Below are 19,383 nucleotides of genomic sequence, written 5' to 3'. Positions count from 1 at the left end.
TTATATTTTACTCTTCGGTCGCACTCTACATAGGATTTATAATATATGGGTTCATTGAGCCGGCCTATGGTAGTATCGGTAGTTATATTTTCTACACTTTATTTTTCCTAATTGTCCATACATTACTCATGTTTTTTTATAAAACAAAATATGCTCCAAACAAGAAAACTATTTATGAGAATATAATATTTGGACTTTGTATGATACCTTTAATTTTAACGGTAGCCATAAAAATTATTTAAAGAAATACAGCACCTGTATCTCTCACAATCAACCTACCATAGTAGCGCCATACCATCAATTTGACATAAAACCATTTTATTATTAGTTGCTGTGGGATAAATTTACTGGAATCAAACCTCCTTTTGGAATAGAGCTTATTCCTTTGATAAACTGACAGCCTAAGAGGAATATCTACTGTTGAAAAAATGGAGCATCAACACTTTATTGCTATGACCTGACCATTTTATTCTGATTAAACTTGAGCTTCAAATCGATAAAGACTTTAAATTCGACCAGAAACGGATAGAAAACTGGCGCTTATTTTTCCCAAATTCCATACTTCTACAAAACTGCTCAAAATATTTTGATCTGATTTTTTTGGCTTTTTTGTAAAGGTTGTTCCTATGAGGCTTTTGTACCTTTCAGTTTCAGAAATCTCTATGGCTTTATTTCAACGTGATCCCTGGATCATCGATGTATTCCGCACTTATAGCGGCGAGGATCATCTCTATGTACGCGGTCGAGCGCTGGAGGATCAACCCCTCAAACTGTATGAGCAACAGACTTTTTATCAAACGATAAGAAACACCTGGCGTGCATTTTCTACGGATGAAATACGCCATATTCCCGTACGATTGACGCTTCCCAATGGCGATCATTTTGAAAATGAAACAGATAGCGAAGGCTATTTCTTGTTTGACATCAACACAAAAGCCGACTTGCAAGACCTCGCAGATGAGAAAGGATATTTACAGTTGAGTGTTTCATTTGGTGAGGAGAATTCCGCTTTCGCGAAAGCGAAATCCCAACATAGAATATCGATCAATAAATTTACTGGAGAAACACTTGTACCTCCTAACACGTCTGGCTACGGTGTGATTAGTGATATTGATGATACTATTATGAAAACCGGTGTCACCAGTTTCCTCAAATTGCGGGTGGCGTTCAATACATTTTTCCGCAACTATGACCAGCGATCGCCCTTTAAAGATGCCGCCAGCTTTTACCAATTATTACATCGAGGTGCCAGCGGTAAGGATCAAAACCCGCTATTTTATTTGAGCAACAGCCCTTGGAATTTGTACCGCTATCTAGAAAAATTTGTAGACTTCCACGGTTTTCCCAAAGGACCTATTCTCTTGCGCGATTTTCCAACGCCATGGGATCGCACAGAAAGGCTGGAACGTCCCCATAAGGAGCACGAACTCATCAATATTCTGAGGCATTACCCAGACCGTAAATTTATTTTGATAGGAGATGCTGGCGAGCATGACACCGCCTATTACACCAGTGCCGCCAAAGAGTATCCAGAACGGATAAAAGCGATTTATATACGAGCTGTAAATCATTCAAAAAAAATGGCCGCCATAAAGGAGATGGCAGAAGCTTTTGAGGTTTGCCCAGTATTGATTGTAAAAGAATCCAGCGAGGCGATAAAGCATGCGCGGGAGATGGGATGGATTGTTTAGATTGCAACGGCACGAGCCAGAGGCTCGCACTAAATTTCGTAATAACTAAGTTGGATTTCTTGGAATCGATAAATAAGTTGGCGCAGGCCTCTGGGCTCGTGGCCAGAAGATTTAAGTACTTTCTAGCAACTCGACTTATCCAACTAATCCTCTCCATTACTTTTTACTATATAGTCGTAACATTCGAATTTAATATAGAATCTGTGATAACTTGTGGTTTCTACATTTGAGTTTACAGAGAACTCAGTGGTGGTGAAAGTGGCAATCACTCTGTCCTTATAAGTATCAGAAGATTTTATTACTAGGTTTAATGTGTCTGTGTCGTTAATAAAAACAAGAGAGCCAAGTTCATCCTCATAAAAATCATCAAGCTTTTCCTGATCCATTAAGTAACAATCATCATTACCGAATTGTGTACTAATATATTCAACCGCCTCTCCTGATAATTTTTTACTCTTGCCGCCTTTTGGCATAAGGACTATTTCGTTTATGCTGGCAAAGTCAAACTCTGGAAAGCGCTGAGAAGATTTTAAACCTAAATCAATACAAGAAATAAACAAACAGGCAACTAAAGTACATTTGAAGAATTTCATCAGTTTTTAAGTTTGATTTTTTTAGCACGAGCCAGAGGCTCGCATTTACGTTCGTAATAATTAGGAAAATTTACTTTGAATTTGACCGTTACAATCTAACACGCCCGTATCCGTACTTTTATTTACCAAAGAAAGAAATAGATTAATCCAACCCTAATTTACCACCAGCAAATTGCACCCGTTTACCCAACTCCTCCAGCCATTGTTCCCTACTATTAACCACAAAATCATATTCTATTTCATCAACAGTCCTAATGCGGATTCCATTATTTACGATAAAACCAGTTTTCCGTTCTTGAATTTCTTCAATATCAGTATAAAGAATATTAGTTTGACCCTTCTGGATATTCAATTTATGAGAGTTAAAAATCACCTTTTTATTCGTAAGAAATAATTTTCCTCCTACGCCTTCCATTCCTCTAAAAAGATTTGCCGGCCCTTCTATTTGTATTGCTTCATCTGGTTCCAGTTCTGGATTTGCAAAATCTTTTTTACCAAAACCCATCCATTTGCTCATGTGCTTATTGCTATAAACCATTGCTATTCCCATGAAAAAGCCGAAAAACACACCTTGAAATACATAACCATAGACACTTTGTAATTCATCTGAAAAGATCCAATCAAATGCAAGCATCAAGACAGCAAACATCACCCCAGAAAGTAGACCGTATAAAACCCTCACTTTCCAACTAAGTTTTGTCACCGTTCCTATTTCCATAATTTTTAATTCTAGGCAAAAAGTCCAGTCAACTCTGCATCAATTTTATTGATAACCTCTCCCATATCTTCTGGATTATTCACAAAGTCGATGTTGTCCACATCAATAATAAGAAGATTGCCTTTATCATAACCGTGCACCCAGGCTTCATAGCGCTCGTTTAGGCGGCTTAAATATTCAATGGATATTGTGTTCTCATAATCCCTACCACGTTTGTGGATCTGGTTGACAAGATTAGGAATAGAGCTGCGCAGGTAGATCAATAGGTCTGGTGCACCTACCAGTTTTTCCATAAGGTTGAAGAGTCTTGTGTAATTGTCAAAATCACGCTGGGACATCAATCCCATGGCATGAAGGTTAGGAGCAAAAATGCTGGCATCTTCATAGATTGTTCGATCCTGAATAATTTTTTTACCGCTCTCCCGTATTTCTAGAACCTGACTAAATCTGCTGTTCAAAAAAAACACCTGTAGGTTGAATGACCAGCGCTCCATATCCTGGTAGAAGTCTTCCAAGTAAGGATTCTCTAGAACATCCTCAAACTGTGGTGTCCATTTATAATGTTTGGCAAGCATCTGGGTTAATGTAGTTTTCCCTGCTCCTATATTTCCTGCTACGGCGATATGCATGTTAGTTCTTATTCTGGTTAATCTCTAAAACGCTCCCGCGAGCGCGGCGGTAAAGATAGAGTTTTCCGTTCTTTAGGTACATCGATTCTGGAGTCTCTTCTTCGTAAGCCCTCCACTTGATTTCCGCCTTTTCAAAACGGTATTCCTTATTAAATTTATAACCGTTCAACAATCCTCCCTGAAGCAAGACGAGCTCTTCAAAATCATAATCTGCTGCAGAGAAATCGGTAATTTTTAAAGTTGCGGTCTTACTTCCATAATTATTATAGCTTTCAATTCCCTCGTCTGTGATAAGATGGCAATAATTATAATCTGTAAGCATGCAATGGACATTATCCTGTATTGCCGGAGAACTAAAAATAAGCACTTCATTACTATAATCTAAAAGTTCTAATCTTTGCATATCCATATTATACAGCCATAACCTGCGTTCACCAGCGAGTGCGGCAAACTCAAAATAACGGTATGGTTTTATCTGGGACAGGACAATTCGCAAGCTTTCATTCAATCGATTATCCAGCAGGACAATGGTTTGAGTGTCGCGATAAAACAACAGGATCTTTAACGGGTTTATCAAGTCAACACTTGTCAGGTCTCCTAATTGAAGGTCGTAAAACTGTTGGTTTTGACGAGTCGTTTCATCTGCAGGCGTCGTTTTGTAGAACACATTGTTCTTAGCATGGTACAAATTATTAAAATCATCAACTCCGTAAAAGGTGTCTGCATTGATAATGGTTTGAGCTGTAGCAGGGGATTGAAGAGATTGCGCTTTCGCGAAAGCGGAAACGAAACAGCACCAAAACAAAAACAGAATCCATTTCATTATATGACTATATTTGCCGCGGATAAAGCAGCATGTTAAAAATACGACTTCCTTGAGGTCTATGCGATTCCTGGCAATGTAAATAAACTGTGTAAAAGTTTTTACTACTGCTTGTCAATCAAATTTTTAATATTACATTTGCAGCCCGATTTTAGTTAGTAAAATCGTACAAGAAATTAAAACTATTTCATAGTGAATACTTTAAGTTACAAAACCGTATCAGCGAATAGCGCTACAGTAAACAAGGAATGGGTACTGATAGATGCTGCTGGCCACCCGTTAGGCCGCATGGCTTCCATCGCTGCAAAATTCTTGAGAGGAAAATACAAGACAAACTACACGCCGCACGTCGACTGTGGTGATAACGTTGTTATCATCAATGCCTCAGGCATCGAATTGAGCGGTAATAAGTGGGATGATAAAAGTTACATACGCCACACAGGTTATCCTGGTGGTCAGCGCAGTCTTACTGCAAGAGAGTTGTATACTAAAGATCCTGCTCGTGTTGTAGAAAATGCCGTAAAGGGAATGTTGCCTAAGAATAAATTAGGTGCTGCTATTTACCGCAATCTAAAAGTATATGCTGGTGCTGAGCATGAGCATGGTGCTCAACAGCCTAAAACTATTAATCTTAACGAGGTAAAGTAACCTATGGAGACATTACACAAAATAGGTAGAAGAAAGACTGCCGTAGCCCGTATCTACATGACTGAAGGTAAAGGCGAAATCACGATCAACAACAAACCATTAGATAGCTATTTTACTACTGGTACGTTACAATATAAAGTAAAGCAACCTTTTATGCTTACTGACAACGTCGATGGATATGATGTTAAGGTAAACGTTTTCGGTGGTGGAATTACAGGACAGGCAGAAGCTATACGTCTTGCAATTTCAAGAGCTCTTGTTGAGATCGATGCAGAACACAGACTTGCTCTTAAACCAGAAGGTCTTATGACTCGTGATCCTAGAATGGTCGAGCGTAAGAAATTTGGTCAAAAGAAAGCGAGAAAGAAATTCCAATTCTCCAAGCGTTAATACACAATACACATTCCCGTTTGATATCTATCAAACGGGATTTGTTCTTTATTTATTTTTTAATTTGCTGTCAACTCGATTGCCCTCGAGTTCTAGTTTAGCATCTAAATGTTTAAGGCGACTTCCATCGTGGAACGACCACTTGATCATTGCTATCTGACAGAACGTAAACTATTTAACAATGGCAAATACAATTGAAGTCAAGGATTTACTTGACGCTGGTGTCCACTTTGGTCACCTTACCCGCAAATGGGATCCTAACATGGCACCGTATATCTATATGGAACGCAATGGAATCCACATTATCAACCTTTACAAGACTACTGCAAAGCTAGACGAAGCAAGAGACGCATTGCGTAGCATTGCTGCATCTGGACGTAAGATTCTTTTTGTTGCTACTAAGAAGCAAGCAAAAGATATCGTTGCACAACATGCTGGAGATGCAGACATGCCTTACATCACTGAAAGATGGCCTGGTGGAATGCTAACTAACTTTGTAACAATCCGTAAGGCAGTTAAAAAGATGGCTCTTGTAGACCGTATGAAAAAGGATGGTCGCTATGAAACTCTTTCTAAGAAAGAACGTCTTCAAGTAGATCGTATGCGTGCAAAATTAGAGAAGAATTTAGGTTCTATTTCTGAAATGACACGTATGCCAGCAGCTCTATTTATTGTTGATACTGTTCGTGAACACATCGCAGTTGCTGAAGCTTTGAAATTAGGTATTCCTATTTTTGCAATGGTAGATACAAATGCTAACCCACGTGATATCAATTATGTAATCCCATCTAACGATGATGCTTCTAAGTCCATTGAGATTATTGTGAAAGCTGCTACTGATGCAGTTAAAGAAGGCTTGGCAGACCGTAAGAGCGACGGTGGATCTGATAACGATCAACCTAAGGAGAAAAAAGAGAAGAAAGCTAAAAAAGCTGACGACTCTGCAGACAAAAAAGAGAAGAAAGAGAAAAAAGCTGTAGCCGCTTCATCTGAAGAGGAAGAATAACAACAACTCTTATAACCCTAAAATAAAACGTACAAAATGGCAAAAATAACCGCCGCTGAAGTAGGTAAACTAAGAAACACGACCGGTGCTGGTATGATGGACTGTAAAAACGCCCTTGTAGAAGCAGACGGAGATTTTGACAAAGCAATCGACATCCTTAGAAAAAAAGGACAAAAAGTTGCAGCAAAAAGAGCAGACCGCGATTCTTCTGAAGGTGTGGTAGTAGCAAAAATCAATGATGAAAATACCAGAGGTATACTTTTATCATTGAACTGTGAAACTGATTTTGTTGCAAAAAACGATTCTTATCTTGAGCTAGCTGAAAAGGTAGCAAATGCAGCTTTTAGCTGTAACACTGAAGAAGAAGTTCTTGCCGCTGATCTTGACGGGATGACCGTAGGAGAAAAGTTGATTGAGCAGACTGGTGTTATAGGTGAGAAACTAGAAATAGGAGGCTTTGAAGTATTTGAGGCCCCATTTGTAGGTGCTTATGTGCATGGTGGAAAAATCGGTGCTTTGACTGGTTTGACAACTGAAAGCGACAATAAAGAAGAGGTAGCAAAATCTGTAAGTATGCAGGTAGCTTCTATGGGAGCGACAACTTTATCTTACAAAGATTTTGATGCATCATTTGTTCAGTCTGAGACTGAAGCCCGTATCGCTGCGATTGAAAAGGATAACATCGAGAGAGGTCGTTTAGGCAAGCCGCTTAAAAACATTCCTCAATTTATCTCTAGATCACAAGTTACAGACGGTGCTCTTGCAGAAGCGAAAGCAAACTATGAAGCAGAATTGAAAGCAGAAGGAAAGCCGGAAGCGATCTGGGATAAGATTATTCCCGGAAAACTAGAACGTTTCATCTCTGACAACGTTTCTCTTGATAAAGAACTTGCTTTACTGGACCAGGATTTTATCATGGACGATAAGAAAACGGTAGCTCAATATGTGGATTCAAAAGGAGCTAATGTAGTAGGATTCAAAAGAGTTTCTATTGCATAAGTAAACCTTATCAAAAAGATTTTAAAAACCCTTTCTCTCACGAGAAAGGGTTTTTTGTTTAAGATAGGTTTTCCCTTTTATGAATCTGATTTATGGAATTGAATAGGAAATAACCACCTTATTTAAATGAAAACGGATTGTTGCTTTGAAGGTTTATTAACATGCATAAAACGTGTGTAAACTATCTTGCGGCATGACGTACCGTATTCTCCTTATAATATCTCTAGTCGCCAGTTGTGAGTCAAAGGATCCAGCGGAAATTGAGACAGACAGCGAGCCTGTTTTTGAAATTCAAAAGATTGCTGACTTGGACCCTCAATTAACAGAGTCCTCTGGAGCTTTATTTCTAAATGGAAAATTATATTCCCATAGCGATATGGGTGGCGTTGCAAATTTGTTACAACTCAATCTCGATGGCACCATCAATGAAACGATATCTTATCAAAACGCTCGTGTAAAAGACTGGGAGGATATCGCATCTGATGACAATTTTATTTACATCGCAGACATTGGAAATAATCTAGCTAACAGAAAGGATTTACAAATCTTCAAGATTGCAAAATCACAGATGAATAATCCTAAAGCGGCTATTGAAACGATCTCGTTTTCATTTAATGATCAAACTGATTTTGGGAATGGAGAATACAATAAAAACAGCTATGATGCAGAGGCCATTGCAGTGATAGAAGGTCAGATGTATGTTTTTACAAAAGACTGGGTTAAATTAGATACTAAGATCTACAGATTCAGCACTCAGGCTGGGAATTATCCATCAGATCCACTTACTACTCTAAACATAGGTGGTTTAGTCACAGGAGCTACAACTACTCCAGATGGCACCATTGTTATTTGTGGTTACAGCCCTACTCTTTCCCCATTTGTTGCTCAATTGAAAATTATAGATGGGTTGCCCACAATGCATCGCAAGGTTGACATTACTGGAATGTTGGGAACGGGATCTCAAATTGAGGGCATAACTTATGCTGGAAAAGTGGATGGCGCGTTCACCTATTATTTAACTAGTGAAAAATTTACGCGCATTATCGCTGGCCAGAACATTGAGTTTCCTGCTAACCTTTATGAATTGAAATGGAATGAATAAGGGGTGTGTTAATCCGCTTTCGCGAAAGCGAACTATTTAAAATAACCTGCTATGAAACCTAAAAGGCCATCTGTAACAACCTTTATTTGTGCATTAATCCTTGCACTTGCCATGACTAGTTGTGGCTCTACCCAGCAGGCGACTAAAGAAAAATCAGTTGAAATAGTTTCTTTTGAAGTGGTAACGGATCTAGCTTTTGAAATAACCGAAACTTCTGGTCTGGTGAAGTACAATGGTAAACTAATTGCTCATAATGATAGTGGTGCGTCTCCTACTATTTACTTTATTGACACCGCTGGAAATATAGAAGACAGCACTACTTTTTCAAATGCTGTAAACGTGGATTGGGAAGATATTACCTTAAGCTCTACGCATCTTTTTCTGGCCGATACAGGCAATAACGAAGGCAACAGAAAGGATCTTACCATTTATAAATTCCCATTAGAATCGATTAAAGACTCAGGAGTTGTTCCGGAAAAAATAAACATATCCTATAAGTGGCAACAAGATTTTACAAGCAAGTTGCAAAACAATTCCTATGATGGAGAAGCCTTAACCTATAAGGATGGAAAGCTATTGTTATTTTCTAAAAATTGGATAGATTTCACCACAGAGGTCTACAGCATTCCTGACGTTGTAGGTAGTTATGAATTGGATCATTCTCAGAGTATTATTATTAATGGTCTAGTAACAGGAGCAACAACTAATGGAAAAATCAACATAATATTATGCGGTTACAATAGTGGTCTGGAGCCATTTGTAGCGGTTTTGGGGAAAGTAATCAAAGGGTATCAATTGATTAAGCGTATAGAATTACCTATTGAAAATGGAGCACAAGTTGAGGGAATCACCTTCTTTGAAACGATAGGAGATAACGAAATCTATTACCTATCAAGTGAAGCCGTTAATCTCAAGCTAGGGGATGAAGAAGCCACTGCAAATAGTCAACTTTATAGATTAGTACTTAAAAATTGAGTGTTAAACGCCTTAAAGGAATCGCTGGCATTAAATTATATTTGCAACACACACGACTCAACACACTATGAAATACAACCGCATATTACTTAAACTTTCTGGAGAAGCCCTTATGGGAGATCGTCAATACGGTATTGATCCAGTCAGGCTTGCAGGTTATGCCAAAGAGATCAAAGATGTGGTCGATACGGGCGTTCAAGTAGCTATAGTAATAGGTGGCGGCAATATCTTTAGAGGTGTTGCAGGAGCTAGCAACGGTATGGATCGCGTTCAGGGTGATCACATGGGAATGCTTGCAACTGTCATTAATGGATTAGCATTGCAAAGCGCATGTGAGGATGCAGGAGTTCCCACTAGGTTGCAAAGTGCGATTCACATCAACGAGGTTGCAGAGCCTTTTATAAGAAGAAAGGCAATGCGACATTTAGAAAAAGGTCGTGTGGTCATATTCGGTGGTGGTACCGGGAATCCATATTTCACAACAGATAGTGCCGCAGTTTTGAGAGCTATCGAGATTGAAGCAGATGTTATTCTTAAAGGAACCCGTGTCGATGGAATTTATACAGCAGATCCTGAAAAGGATAAAAATGCGACCAAATTTGATTTTATCTCTTTTGAAGATGTATTGAGTAAAGGTCTTAAAGTTATGGACACTACCGCATTTACACTGAGTCAAGAAAATGAATTACCTATTATTGTTTTTGACATGAACACCTCTGGTAATCTATTGAAACTGATTAAAGGAGAAGCAATAGGAACTAAAGTACAATTATAAAACTGGCAAATTTTTGCCGTCTCTTAAAAAAGACAATACCATGAATGAAGAAGTAGATTTTGTTATAGACAGTGCTCAAGAAGATATGAGCAATGCCATCAAACACCTTGAGAAGTCCTTATTGAACATACGTGCTGGTAAGGCAAGTCCTGCAATGCTAGGTGGTGTAATGGTTGATTATTATGGAAGTCAGACACCCTTGACACGAGTGGCTAATGTAAATACCACAGATGCGCGCACGATTACTGTACAACCCTGGGAAAAAGGCCTGATTCCTGAAATTGAAAAAGGCATCATGATCGCTAATCTAGGCTTAAATCCCATGAATAATGGTGAAAGCGTTATTATAAACGTTCCTGTACTTACAGAAGAGCGACGTTTACAACTAGGAAAACAAGCACGTTCTGAAGGAGAAGATGCTAAAATAGGTATACGCAACGACCGTAAAAACGCCATGAATGAACTTAAGAAACTAGAGATTTCAGAAGATTTACTCAAAAATGCAGAAGGCGATGTTCAAACCCTAACCGATAAACATATTGTCAAAATTGATGAAATGATAGATGCTAAAGAAAGAGAGATCATGACAGTGTGATCTATTCTGTAGCCCATGATTATGAAGCCAGCTAACTGCTGGCTTTATTGTTTGACCCTCACAATATCTTCCTATCTATCAGGCTTGATTCCCAGTCTTTTATTAATTTTGAAAACCTTAATGTATCCTTTTTCTATGAAGCAATTCTTGACTCTGTTCTTTTTTTTGATCACTATAACTTCTTTAGCACAAAACAGGATTCCGTTTCCTGAAGATCTAATACTAATGAAAGAGATCCTGCTTAAATCTCCATCAAACGATATTGAGCAAGCACTGGATAAATTTCAATATAAGAGTTACGAGAATTTAAAAATTACGGGTGATCCAGAAGCCATCACTGGTCCTGGTTACAAAAAAACAGAGTTGCGCAAAACTCTAAAGCAGACTGATGTGTTTTTTGCAGAGAAAACCTCTACCTATTTATACACAGAAGAATACGGATTGAAGGAACAAATCACGGGTGCAGATATGCCTGGATTTGACGAACCTGTGTATCCTATTTACAACATCAATTTTCAGTCTGTTAATGCGTACCACTCCCCCTACATTATTTTTGATCGCGAGTTTATAAACCCCATCAGTGAAAAGGGAATTCGCAATTATTTTTATCAAAAGAAACAGGATTCCGTTATCGACGGAAGACCTGTAACCCGTATAGATTTTCAACCCATCAACGATCGCAATCCCTCCACATTGAATGGTAGTTTTTATGTAGATAAAGAAACTAAAGCGCTGGCAAGAGCCGTTTTTTCAAATACAGGAAAATTAGAAGTTCAAGCGATTCATAATTTTGTCTATGAGGAAGATCTGAAATTGTGGTTCCACACAGAACGTTTCCTATCCATTAAAAAAGAAAAGGATAAAAAAGAGTTAGAACTCTTCGGTGCTAGATTCCAAGTGGGAATTGAGAAAGGTAAAAAGAAAGAAAATGAGGATCTCTATGTGTTTTTGAAAGCTATCAATTACGATCTCGAGACTTCCTTAAAACAGGATTACGGCCGTCCAGGTTTGATAAAAGAGGTACTGGAAGAATCAATTACGAAGCCTGATAATTACTGGACAGAATTTAGAGTTCGTGCCGATAATACAAATGACGAATTTGCTTCCTATAAGACCATCGATAGCGTTGTAATCGCCACAAATGTTACCCAAAAACTAGAAACCTTAGACAAGTTCAAAGTGGGTTATTATCCCGTGGGCTTTTTTGATATCGACTTGAAATACCTAGTTAAATATAACAATTATGAAGCCTTCCGGTTAGGGATAGGTGGCACGACTAACGAGAAATTATTTGAAAACCTCAGGTTCGGAGGCTATGTAGCTTATGGTACCAAGGACAAAAAGCTCAAATTTAATGTCAATACAGGTTATCGTTTGAGCAAAGAGAATAATACATGGTTAAACGTTTTTTACACCGACGATATTAATGAGTTTGCAGCAGAAAGTTTCTTGACTGATGCTCGTGTTTATTCTCTATTTGAACCTAGGTTGGTAAATATTCCAACATTTTATAAGTATCGAGAAGTTGGAACCTCTTTACAACAGCGATTATTACCATCGGTTTTGAGTGAAGTTTCGCTTTCGCGAAAGCAAATTGATCAAACTACTACGTATGCATTTCAACCAGGATCAGATCCATTCGATCAGTACACTTTATCTGAGCTTAAAGTAGGTGCTCGCTGGAGTCCATATAGTGATTACATGCGCACACCGAAGGGTTATGAGGAGACCACGGCTGGATATCCTGTATTTAGCGCTCAATTAACTAAGGGATTCAAGGATGTACTCGATGCTGACTTTAATTATTTAAAAGTATCTGCTAAGGGAGCTTACACCATTGTACAGTCTGACAAATCACGGACAGAATTTTCTGTGGAAGGGCACTATGCAAGTGGCGAGGTTCCTTTAACCCATTTGTTTCATGCCTATCCTAATGCACCTAATAAAGAGACCATATTTAAACGTTTTTCAGTAGCTGGTCGTCGCAGTTTTGAGACGATGTTTTTTAATGAATTTTTCTCTGATAGAATTGCAATAGGTCAGATCAAACACGAGTTTGCACCCTTCAAAATAGCCTCGTTTTTACAGCCAGAATTAGTTTTAATTTCAAGATATGCGATTGGGAACCTAGATGACAAGCAACAGCATTTGAATGTTGATTTTCAAACTTTAGAACACGGTTATTTAGAAAGTGGTTTTGAGCTCAATAAGCTACTCTACGGTTTTGGAATTAGTGCTGCTTACCGCTATGGAGCTTACCATTTACCGACGTTTGAAGATAACATCTCCTTAAAATTTACATTTTATCTCGAGTTGTAATAGACTAATTCCAGTCCACTCATTTCAACCCGCATTTCTTTAAGCACTACATTTGTATTCTGGTCTAAAGTCAATGGGTAAATTATTCAGTTTTAATTTTTGGGATAGTGTAGCGGGATTGATACTGCGCAATAGAATCGTATTGTTGAGCGCTATTGTTTTGATCACTATTGGTTTTGCGACGCAATGGAAAAACCTCCAATTCACACATACAGAGGCAAACCTACTGCCAGATGACCATCCCGTAAATCTTGAATACAACGAGTTTCTATCAAGATTTGGTGAGGAAGGAAACTTGATTATTTTGGGTATTGAAGATAGTGAGTTACAATCTTATCAAAAATTTAATGCTTGGAACCAGCTAGCAGATAGCATCGCAACATTTGCGGAGGTTGATTTGGTGCTTTCTACCGCTAATCTTCCAGAGCTGATCAAATCAGAAGATGGAACTAAGTTTGAAACTAAAAAGCTGGTTCAAGAACCGCTCACTTCAAATCAGGAATTAAGAAACGTAAAAAAGGAGCTTTACAGCAATCTACCATTCTATAAAAATCTTATTTTTTCTGAAAAGGACAGTGTTCTACGTACAGCGATATATCTTAAAAAGGATATCGTAAATACGGAAGTCCGCCAGGTTTTTGTCCTTAATGATTTGCAGCCATTGATTGAGCGATTTAGTACCAATGCAGACATTGACATAAAGGTGTCCGGGATGCCATACATACGCACTCTTAATGCTAAAAATATCGTAGATGAAATAGGTCTGTTTTTACTTGCTGCCCTACTAATCACTTCTGGGATTTTCTTCTTTTTCTTCAGGTCATGGCGAGCCACTTTTATTTCAATCATTACCGTTGTGATAGGCGTCATGTGGGCTTTTGGAATTTTAGGATTACTGCGCTATGAGATCACTGTACTGACCGCCTTAATTCCCCCATTAATTATCGTTATAGGAATACCCAACTGTATCTTCTTAATTAATAAATACCAGCAGGAGATAAAAAAACACGGCAACCAGGCCAAATCTCTGCAACGCGTTATTACTAAAGTGGGAAATGCTACTTTAATGACTAACCTAACCACAGCAAGTGGTTTTGCGACTTTTATTTTTACAGAAAGTACGCTTTTAAAAGAATTTGGTGTCGTAGCGTCCATTTGTATCGTGTGTATTTTCTTGATCAGTTTGATGATCATTCCTATTACTTACAGCTATTTAAAGGTTCCTAAAAAACGCCATTTAGAACATCTCAGGAAACGATGGATAGGTGCGTTTGTAAGTTGGATGGAGCAAATGGTGCGAAATCGCAGAATCACCATTTATATTTCCAGTGTGATTATTTTGATCATAAGCATGATAGGAATAGCACAGATACGTGTTTCTGGAAGTCTTATTGAGGATATGCCTAAAGGCGAGCAATTTTATAAGGACATTAAATTCTTTGAAAATAGTTTTGATGGGATCATGCCGGTTGAAATTGTCATTGACACTAAGAAAAAGGAAGGCGTTACCTCTTCAAAAAACTTAAAGAAATTGGACCGACTGGAAGAACACATTCTTGAAACTCCAGAATTGTCCCGACCACTGTCTGTTGTCAGTCTCGTTAAATATTCAAAACAGGCCTTTTATGGCGGTGATGCCGAATTCTATGATTTACCTACAGGAAATGAGCGTCTTTTTATGGCGCCTTTAATGGAAGGTAGCGGCACAGACATAGGATTAATGTCCAGCTATGTAGATAGTACTGGTAGGTATGCGCGCATTACTACCTTTATGAAAGACATGGGAACAGATCGCATGGAACGTGTGGAGGAAAATCTCCTTACAGAAATCAACAACGTTTTTCCGCCAGAAAAATATAATACACTGCTAACAGGAAAGGCCTTAGTCTTTCAAAAAGGAACAAATTATTTGATCAATAATTTGATTATTTCCCTATCCCTTGCAATTCTATTGATCGCGTTATTTATGGCCTGGATGTTCAAATCATTTAAAATGATTTTAGTATCCTTAGTTCCCAATTTATTACCGCTAATCATTACCGCAGGACTCATGGGCTATCTAGGCGTGCCCATAAAGCCTTCCACCATTCTTGTCTTTTCTATTGCCTTTGGTATTTCTGTAGATGATACCATTCACTTTCTAGCCAAATACCGTCAAGAGCTTATTGCAAACAACTGGAAGATTAAGAAATCTGTTTTCGGTGCGCTGCGAGAGGCTGGCGTGAGTATGTTTTATACCTCCATTGTGTTATTTTTCGGTTTTAGTACGTTCACGATTTCTAGTTTTGGAGGAACCGTAGCTCTGGGAGCATTAGTTAGTGCCACGCTCCTATTTGCAATGCTTGCTAACTTATTACTACTTCCTAGTATGTTGCTTTCTTTAGAACGATTGATTGCAAACAAAGAAACCATCAAAAAACCTGCAATTCCGATTATCGCAAAAGATCTGGATGAAGATGAATAAAAGGAGGTAAATATCAAATATTGATCAGAGAATGTTGAAATAGGTCTTTCTCGTTGCTTGTTCGGCTTAAGTCGCTGGATGCTGGAGGCTGGAGGCTGGAGGCTGGAAAATAAATTTTTTAATCATAATTCTCCATTAAAATTCAGGTCACTATAAGTAGCAGTTTATGGAGTTTTTGAATCTCAAATCATTGTGAGACCGATAAGGGCTATTCATTTAAATATCAGATAAAACATCTTTCCTTGTATTTTGATTTCCTTTTTTGAAGGTTAATGATAGATTAATAGCTTGTGGTCGCTAATAGAAACTTTCAGTCCCTGATCAAAAAACGTTTATTTGACCATGTTAAATTGCATTTGCAGCCTGCTAGGTTGAATATACTAGTCATTAAAATTATATTTGCTCGATTAGAATATAACCACCATAATGAAAAGAATAGCAGCACTTCTTCAATCAGATCCATCACTCCATGAGATTACCGTAAAAGGATGGGTACGCAGTTTTAGAAACGACCGATTTATTGCCTTAAATGACGGCTCTTGTTTAGGAAACCTTCAATGCGTGATTGAACCAGAGAATTTTGACCGAGCTGTTCTGGATCAAATTAACATCGCTGCAGCAATATCTGTTACAGGAACACTGGTAGAGAGTTCTGGTAGCGGTCAGCGTGTAGAGTTGCAAGCTGTGAATGTAAAGTTACTAGCTACTGCAGACCCTGAAGATGTCAAGAAAACAGTACTGTCCCCTAAAAGACACAACCTGGAAACCTTGCGGGAGCAAGCGCACTTAAGAGTGCGTACGAATACCTTTGGTGCAGTGATGCGCGTTAGAGCAGCCTTATCGTTTGCGGTTCATAGGTACTTTCAAGAAAAAGGGTTCTATCAAGCACACACTCCTATTTTAACCGGTAGCGATGCGGAAGGCGCTGGAGAAATGTTTAGAGTTAGCACCCTTGACCCTAAAAACACGCCACTCACAGAAGATGGTGAGGTTGATTATAAAAAAGACTTTTTCGGCAAAGAATCTAACCTGACTGTTTCTGGACAGCTGGAAGCTGAAACTTATGCGATGGGACTGGGTCAAGTTTATACCTTCGGCCCTACATTCCGTGCAGAAAATTCAAACACTTCACGGCATCTAGCAGAGTTCTGGATGATTGAGCCAGAAGTTGCCTTCAACGATTTACAGGATAACATGGATCTTGCGGAAGATTTCATTAAAGATGTGATTGACTATGCCATGAAAAATTGTGCAGAAGATATCGACTTCCTTGAAAACCGATTGATCGAGGAAGAAAAATCAAAGCCAGAGGCAGATCGAAGCCCGATGCCTCTAAAGGAAAAGTTGGATTTCGTTTCTAAAAACAACTTCAAGCGTGTTTCCTATACAGAAGCGATTGATATTTTAAGATCTTCCAAGCCTAACAAAAAGAAAAAATTCAACTACATCATTGAAGAATGGGGTGCTGATTTACAGTCAGAGCACGAGCGTTTCCTAGTAGAAAAGCACTTTAAATGTCCTGTGATCCTATTTGATTATCCTGCAAAAATTAAGGCGTTCTATATGCGTTTGAATGAAAAGGATCAAGAAGGACGCGAGACCGTTCGCGCCATGGATATTCTATTCCCAGGAATTGGTGAGATTGTAGGTGGATCGCAGCGGGAAGAACGTTATGACGTATTGAAGCAAAAAATGGAAACCATGGGAATTCCAGAAGAAGAACTTTGGTGGTATTTAGAGATGCGCAAATTTGGCAGTGTTACTCATAGTGGATTCGGTCTTGGTTTTGAAAGATTAGTCCTGTTTGTTACTGGTATGACTAACATTAGAGATGTCATACCATTCCCACGAACGCCTGGAAATGCTGCTTTTTAAGATATATAATAACTAAAAAGTCCCGTTTTAAACGGGACTTTTTTATGATCCATTACTTTGATTGCTGTTGCATTTGCGTTAGGGATGGAAGTGTAAATCCTTTTACCACCAGAGGCTTTTTGCCTTTGGTGGTAAAAGATTGTAACAAACAGCCCGCCCGCAGGGAACGCCCGAAAAACTGATTTCATAATCCTTAATCCATACTTTGTAAATACAAATCAGGAAACTCTAAAGCCTTAATCAGCAAGTCGAACCTTAATTACGTTTTTTATAATTTCAATGGCATATAAACTACTGGCTTTTTCTATTTTTACTAGTCAAGTAAACCACCATGCTTAAACAGTCCTTAAATTTCAAGCTTTCGCAGAAGCTATCGCCGCAACAGATCCAGTTGATGAAACTGATCCAGTTGCCCACGCAAGCATTTGAACAACGCGTGAAATCAGAATTAGAGGAAAACCCTGCACTGGATAACGGTAAGGAAAAGAGTGATGATGAATACGATGAGTTTTCAAACGAGGATGAATATGACGATGCTCCAGAGCCAGATATTAATGTTGATGATTACTTAAGTGACGACGAGACTCCCGATTATCGTACAAGAGCCAACAATTACAGCGCAGATGATGAGGAAACGAGCATTCCATATGCCTCTGGTAAGTCCTTTACACAAACCCTAACAGATCAACTCAACACAAGACGATTGAGTGAGCAGGATCGCGGGATCGCAGAATTCCTCGTGGGAAGTATTGATAGTAGCGGTTATATACGCCGCAGTATGGAAGACATCACTGATGATCTTGCATTTACCATGAATATCTACACAGAAGTCTCTGAGGTTGAAAAAGTCTTAAAAATTGTACATCAATTAGATCCTGCTGGCGTGGGTGCTAGAGACTTGCGTGAATGTCTAGTGATTCAGCTTTCGCGAAAGCGGAACAACCCATCAACGATATTGGCACTTAATATTATACGTGATTCCTTTGATGCATTCAGCAAGAAGCATTATCAGAAACTCATAGGGAAATATGACATTACAGAGGATCAATTAAGAGAGGCAATCGATGAGATTAGTCATTTGAATCCTAAACCTGGAAGTTCTTATGCGGGTGGAAGTACTAGAATTGTGGAGCAAGTAGTTCCAGATTTTACGATTAGAATCAAAGACGGTGACCTAGAGCTGACCCTAAACGGCCGCAATACCCCAGAATTGCACGTGAGTCGAGATTACTCGAACATGCTAAAAGGTTATAAAGAAGCGAAAGAAAAAACCAAGTCCCAAAAAGATGCGGTCATGTTTATCAAACAAAAATTAGATGGTGCTAAATGGTTTATTGAAGCTATTAAACAACGTCAAGAAACTTTGTTTATGACCATGTCGAGCATCATGAACTATCAGAAAAAATATTTTCTAACTGGTGACGAGCGCAACCTGCGTCCCATGATTTTAAAAGATATTGCAGATGAGATTCAAATGGATGTTTCTACGGTATCAAGAGTTGCAAACTCTAAATATGTAGATACACCTTATGGAACGAAGCTCATAAAAGTATTCTTCTCTGAATCTATGACCAATACGGATGGTGAGGAAGTTTCTACCCGTGAGATCAAAAAGATTCTTGAAACCGTAATCAAGGAAGAAAGTAAAAAAAGACCCCTTACTGATCAAAAACTTGCTGAAATTCTAAAAGAAAAAGGATATCCCATAGCCAGACGGACCGTTGCTAAATACAGGGAACAGTTAGATATTCCCGTAGCGCGTTTACGCAAACAAATCTAAT

18 protein-coding genes are annotated in these 19,383 nt (G+C 38.6%); 13 read left to right on the top strand and 5 right to left on the bottom strand.

Annotation, left to right across the window (positions count from 1 at the left end):
* Nucleotides 1–626: 626 nt before the first annotated feature.
* Nucleotides 627–1,691, top strand: coding sequence for an App1 family protein (locus IQ282_RS10745; RefSeq protein WP_228547292.1), 1,065 nt, complete (start codon nucleotides 627–629; stop codon nucleotides 1,689–1,691).
* Between the two features lie 143 nt (nucleotides 1,692–1,834).
* Here the strand turns inward: IQ282_RS10745 and IQ282_RS10740 are convergent, their stop codons facing one another.
* From IQ282_RS10740 to IQ282_RS10725, 4 genes are all read right to left on the bottom strand, one after another.
* Complete coding sequence (locus IQ282_RS10740; protein ID WP_194851854.1) at nucleotides 1,835–2,284, bottom strand: hypothetical protein; 450 nt, start codon at nucleotides 2,282–2,284, stop codon at nucleotides 1,835–1,837.
* 142 nt (nucleotides 2,285–2,426) lie between these two features.
* Entirely contained in the window at nucleotides 2,427–3,002 is a 576-nt protein-coding gene (locus IQ282_RS10735) for a GRAM domain-containing protein (protein WP_194851853.1), read from the bottom strand.
* Nucleotides 3,003–3,013: 11 nt separating this feature from the next.
* Nucleotides 3,014–3,631, bottom strand: a complete 618-nt coding sequence (locus IQ282_RS10730) for a deoxynucleoside kinase (RefSeq protein ID WP_194851852.1) — start codon at nucleotides 3,629–3,631, stop codon at nucleotides 3,014–3,016.
* 1 nt (nucleotide 3,632) lies between these two features.
* Entirely contained in the window at nucleotides 3,633–4,454 is an 822-nt protein-coding gene (locus IQ282_RS10725) for a hypothetical protein (RefSeq protein WP_194851851.1), read from the bottom strand.
* Nucleotides 4,455–4,646: 192 nt separating this feature from the next.
* Here IQ282_RS10725 and rplM point away from each other — a divergent pair, with 192 nt between their 5' ends.
* From rplM to asnS, 11 genes are all read left to right on the top strand, one after another.
* Nucleotides 4,647–5,102, top strand: a complete 456-nt coding sequence (rplM, locus tag IQ282_RS10720) for a 50S ribosomal protein L13 (protein WP_194851850.1) — start codon at nucleotides 4,647–4,649, stop codon at nucleotides 5,100–5,102.
* 3 nt (nucleotides 5,103–5,105) lie between these two features.
* Entirely contained in the window at nucleotides 5,106–5,492 is a 387-nt protein-coding gene (rpsI, locus tag IQ282_RS10715) for a 30S ribosomal protein S9 (protein WP_194851849.1), read from the top strand.
* A gap of 181 nt (nucleotides 5,493–5,673) precedes the next feature.
* On the top strand, nucleotides 5,674–6,498 hold the full coding sequence (gene rpsB / locus IQ282_RS10710; protein ID WP_194851848.1) for a 30S ribosomal protein S2: 825 nt from the start codon (nucleotides 5,674–5,676) through the stop codon (nucleotides 6,496–6,498).
* A gap of 36 nt (nucleotides 6,499–6,534) precedes the next feature.
* Nucleotides 6,535–7,497: a translation elongation factor Ts gene (gene tsf, locus IQ282_RS10705; RefSeq protein ID WP_194851847.1), complete on the top strand. Its 963-nt coding sequence runs from the start codon at nucleotides 6,535–6,537 to the stop codon at nucleotides 7,495–7,497.
* Between the two features lie 193 nt (nucleotides 7,498–7,690).
* Complete coding sequence (locus IQ282_RS10700) at nucleotides 7,691–8,599, top strand: hypothetical protein (protein WP_194851846.1); 909 nt, start codon at nucleotides 7,691–7,693, stop codon at nucleotides 8,597–8,599.
* A gap of 51 nt (nucleotides 8,600–8,650) precedes the next feature.
* Nucleotides 8,651–9,574 (top strand): hypothetical protein, encoded by a 924-nt coding sequence (locus IQ282_RS10695; RefSeq protein WP_194851845.1) that lies wholly within the window; start codon nucleotides 8,651–8,653, stop codon nucleotides 9,572–9,574.
* Between the two features lie 67 nt (nucleotides 9,575–9,641).
* Nucleotides 9,642–10,349, top strand: a complete 708-nt coding sequence (gene pyrH / locus IQ282_RS10690; protein WP_194851844.1) for a UMP kinase — start codon at nucleotides 9,642–9,644, stop codon at nucleotides 10,347–10,349.
* Nucleotides 10,350–10,389: 40 nt separating this feature from the next.
* On the top strand, nucleotides 10,390–10,944 hold the full coding sequence (gene frr, locus IQ282_RS10685; RefSeq protein WP_194851843.1) for a ribosome recycling factor: 555 nt from the start codon (nucleotides 10,390–10,392) through the stop codon (nucleotides 10,942–10,944).
* A 225-nt stretch (nucleotides 10,945–11,169) separates the two neighbouring features.
* Nucleotides 11,170–13,263 (top strand): DUF5686 family protein, encoded by a 2,094-nt coding sequence (locus IQ282_RS10680; RefSeq protein WP_228547291.1) that lies wholly within the window; start codon nucleotides 11,170–11,172, stop codon nucleotides 13,261–13,263.
* A gap of 73 nt (nucleotides 13,264–13,336) precedes the next feature.
* The gene (locus tag IQ282_RS10675) at nucleotides 13,337–15,727 is read left to right on the top strand and encodes an efflux RND transporter permease subunit (RefSeq protein ID WP_194851841.1); all 2,391 of its coding nucleotides are present in this window, start codon (nucleotides 13,337–13,339) and stop codon (nucleotides 15,725–15,727) included.
* A 426-nt stretch (nucleotides 15,728–16,153) separates the two neighbouring features.
* Nucleotides 16,154–17,602: an asparagine--tRNA ligase gene (gene asnS, locus IQ282_RS10670; protein WP_194851840.1), complete on the top strand. Its 1,449-nt coding sequence runs from the start codon at nucleotides 16,154–16,156 to the stop codon at nucleotides 17,600–17,602.
* Here asnS and IQ282_RS10665 read toward each other — a convergent pair.
* Entirely contained in the window at nucleotides 17,599–17,790 is a 192-nt protein-coding gene (locus IQ282_RS10665) for a hypothetical protein (RefSeq protein WP_194851839.1), read from the bottom strand. The two genes, asnS and IQ282_RS10665, sit on opposite strands and share 4 nt — an antisense overlap.
* 143 nt (nucleotides 17,791–17,933) lie before the next feature.
* Here IQ282_RS10665 and rpoN point away from each other — a divergent pair, with 143 nt between their 5' ends.
* Nucleotides 17,934–19,382 carry an RNA polymerase factor sigma-54 gene (gene rpoN / locus IQ282_RS10660; RefSeq protein ID WP_194851838.1) on the top strand — a complete coding sequence of 483 codons (1,449 nt, stop codon included), beginning with the start codon at nucleotides 17,934–17,936 and terminating at the stop codon, nucleotides 19,380–19,382.
* Nucleotide 19,383 lies beyond the last annotated feature (1 nt).

The sequence above is a fragment of the Nonlabens antarcticus genome (genome assembly GCF_015356755.1).
Lineage (GTDB): Bacteria > Bacteroidota > Bacteroidia > Flavobacteriales > Flavobacteriaceae > Nonlabens > Nonlabens antarcticus.
The sequence above is the reverse complement of the archived record's forward strand: the minus strand, read 5'-3'. Positions and strand labels throughout refer to the sequence as shown.

Excerpts from the sequence above, each read along its gene's own strand:
- rpoN (WP_194851838.1), top strand. The coding sequence starts at position 17,934 with ATGCTTAAACAGTCCTTAAATTTCAAGCTTTCGCAGAAGCTATCGCCG.
- pyrH (WP_194851844.1), top strand. The coding sequence starts at position 9,642 with ATGAAATACAACCGCATATTACTTAAACTTTCTGGAGAAGCCCTTATG.
- IQ282_RS10665 (WP_194851839.1), bottom strand. The coding sequence starts at position 17,790 with ATGAAATCAGTTTTTCGGGCGTTCCCTGCGGGCGGGCTGTTTGTTACA.
- asnS (WP_194851840.1), top strand. The coding sequence starts at position 16,154 with ATGAAAAGAATAGCAGCACTTCTTCAATCAGATCCATCACTCCATGAG.
- IQ282_RS10735 (WP_194851853.1), bottom strand. The coding sequence starts at position 3,002 with ATGGAAATAGGAACGGTGACAAAACTTAGTTGGAAAGTGAGGGTTTTA.
- IQ282_RS10680 (WP_228547291.1), top strand. The coding sequence starts at position 11,170 with ATGAAAGAGATCCTGCTTAAATCTCCATCAAACGATATTGAGCAAGCA.
- tsf (WP_194851847.1), top strand. The coding sequence starts at position 6,535 with ATGGCAAAAATAACCGCCGCTGAAGTAGGTAAACTAAGAAACACGACC.
- frr (WP_194851843.1), top strand. The coding sequence starts at position 10,390 with ATGAATGAAGAAGTAGATTTTGTTATAGACAGTGCTCAAGAAGATATG.
- IQ282_RS10740 (WP_194851854.1), bottom strand. The coding sequence starts at position 2,284 with ATGAAATTCTTCAAATGTACTTTAGTTGCCTGTTTGTTTATTTCTTGT.
- IQ282_RS10745 (WP_228547292.1), top strand. The coding sequence starts at position 627 with ATGAGGCTTTTGTACCTTTCAGTTTCAGAAATCTCTATGGCTTTATTT.
- rpsI (WP_194851849.1), top strand. The coding sequence starts at position 5,106 with ATGGAGACATTACACAAAATAGGTAGAAGAAAGACTGCCGTAGCCCGT.
- IQ282_RS10730 (WP_194851852.1), bottom strand. The coding sequence starts at position 3,631 with ATGCATATCGCCGTAGCAGGAAATATAGGAGCAGGGAAAACTACATTA.
- rpsB (WP_194851848.1), top strand. The coding sequence starts at position 5,674 with ATGGCAAATACAATTGAAGTCAAGGATTTACTTGACGCTGGTGTCCAC.
- IQ282_RS10695 (WP_194851845.1), top strand. The coding sequence starts at position 8,651 with ATGAAACCTAAAAGGCCATCTGTAACAACCTTTATTTGTGCATTAATC.
- IQ282_RS10675 (WP_194851841.1), top strand. The coding sequence starts at position 13,337 with ATGGGTAAATTATTCAGTTTTAATTTTTGGGATAGTGTAGCGGGATTG.
- IQ282_RS10700 (WP_194851846.1), top strand. The coding sequence starts at position 7,691 with ATGACGTACCGTATTCTCCTTATAATATCTCTAGTCGCCAGTTGTGAG.
- IQ282_RS10725 (WP_194851851.1), bottom strand. The coding sequence starts at position 4,454 with ATGAAATGGATTCTGTTTTTGTTTTGGTGCTGTTTCGTTTCCGCTTTC.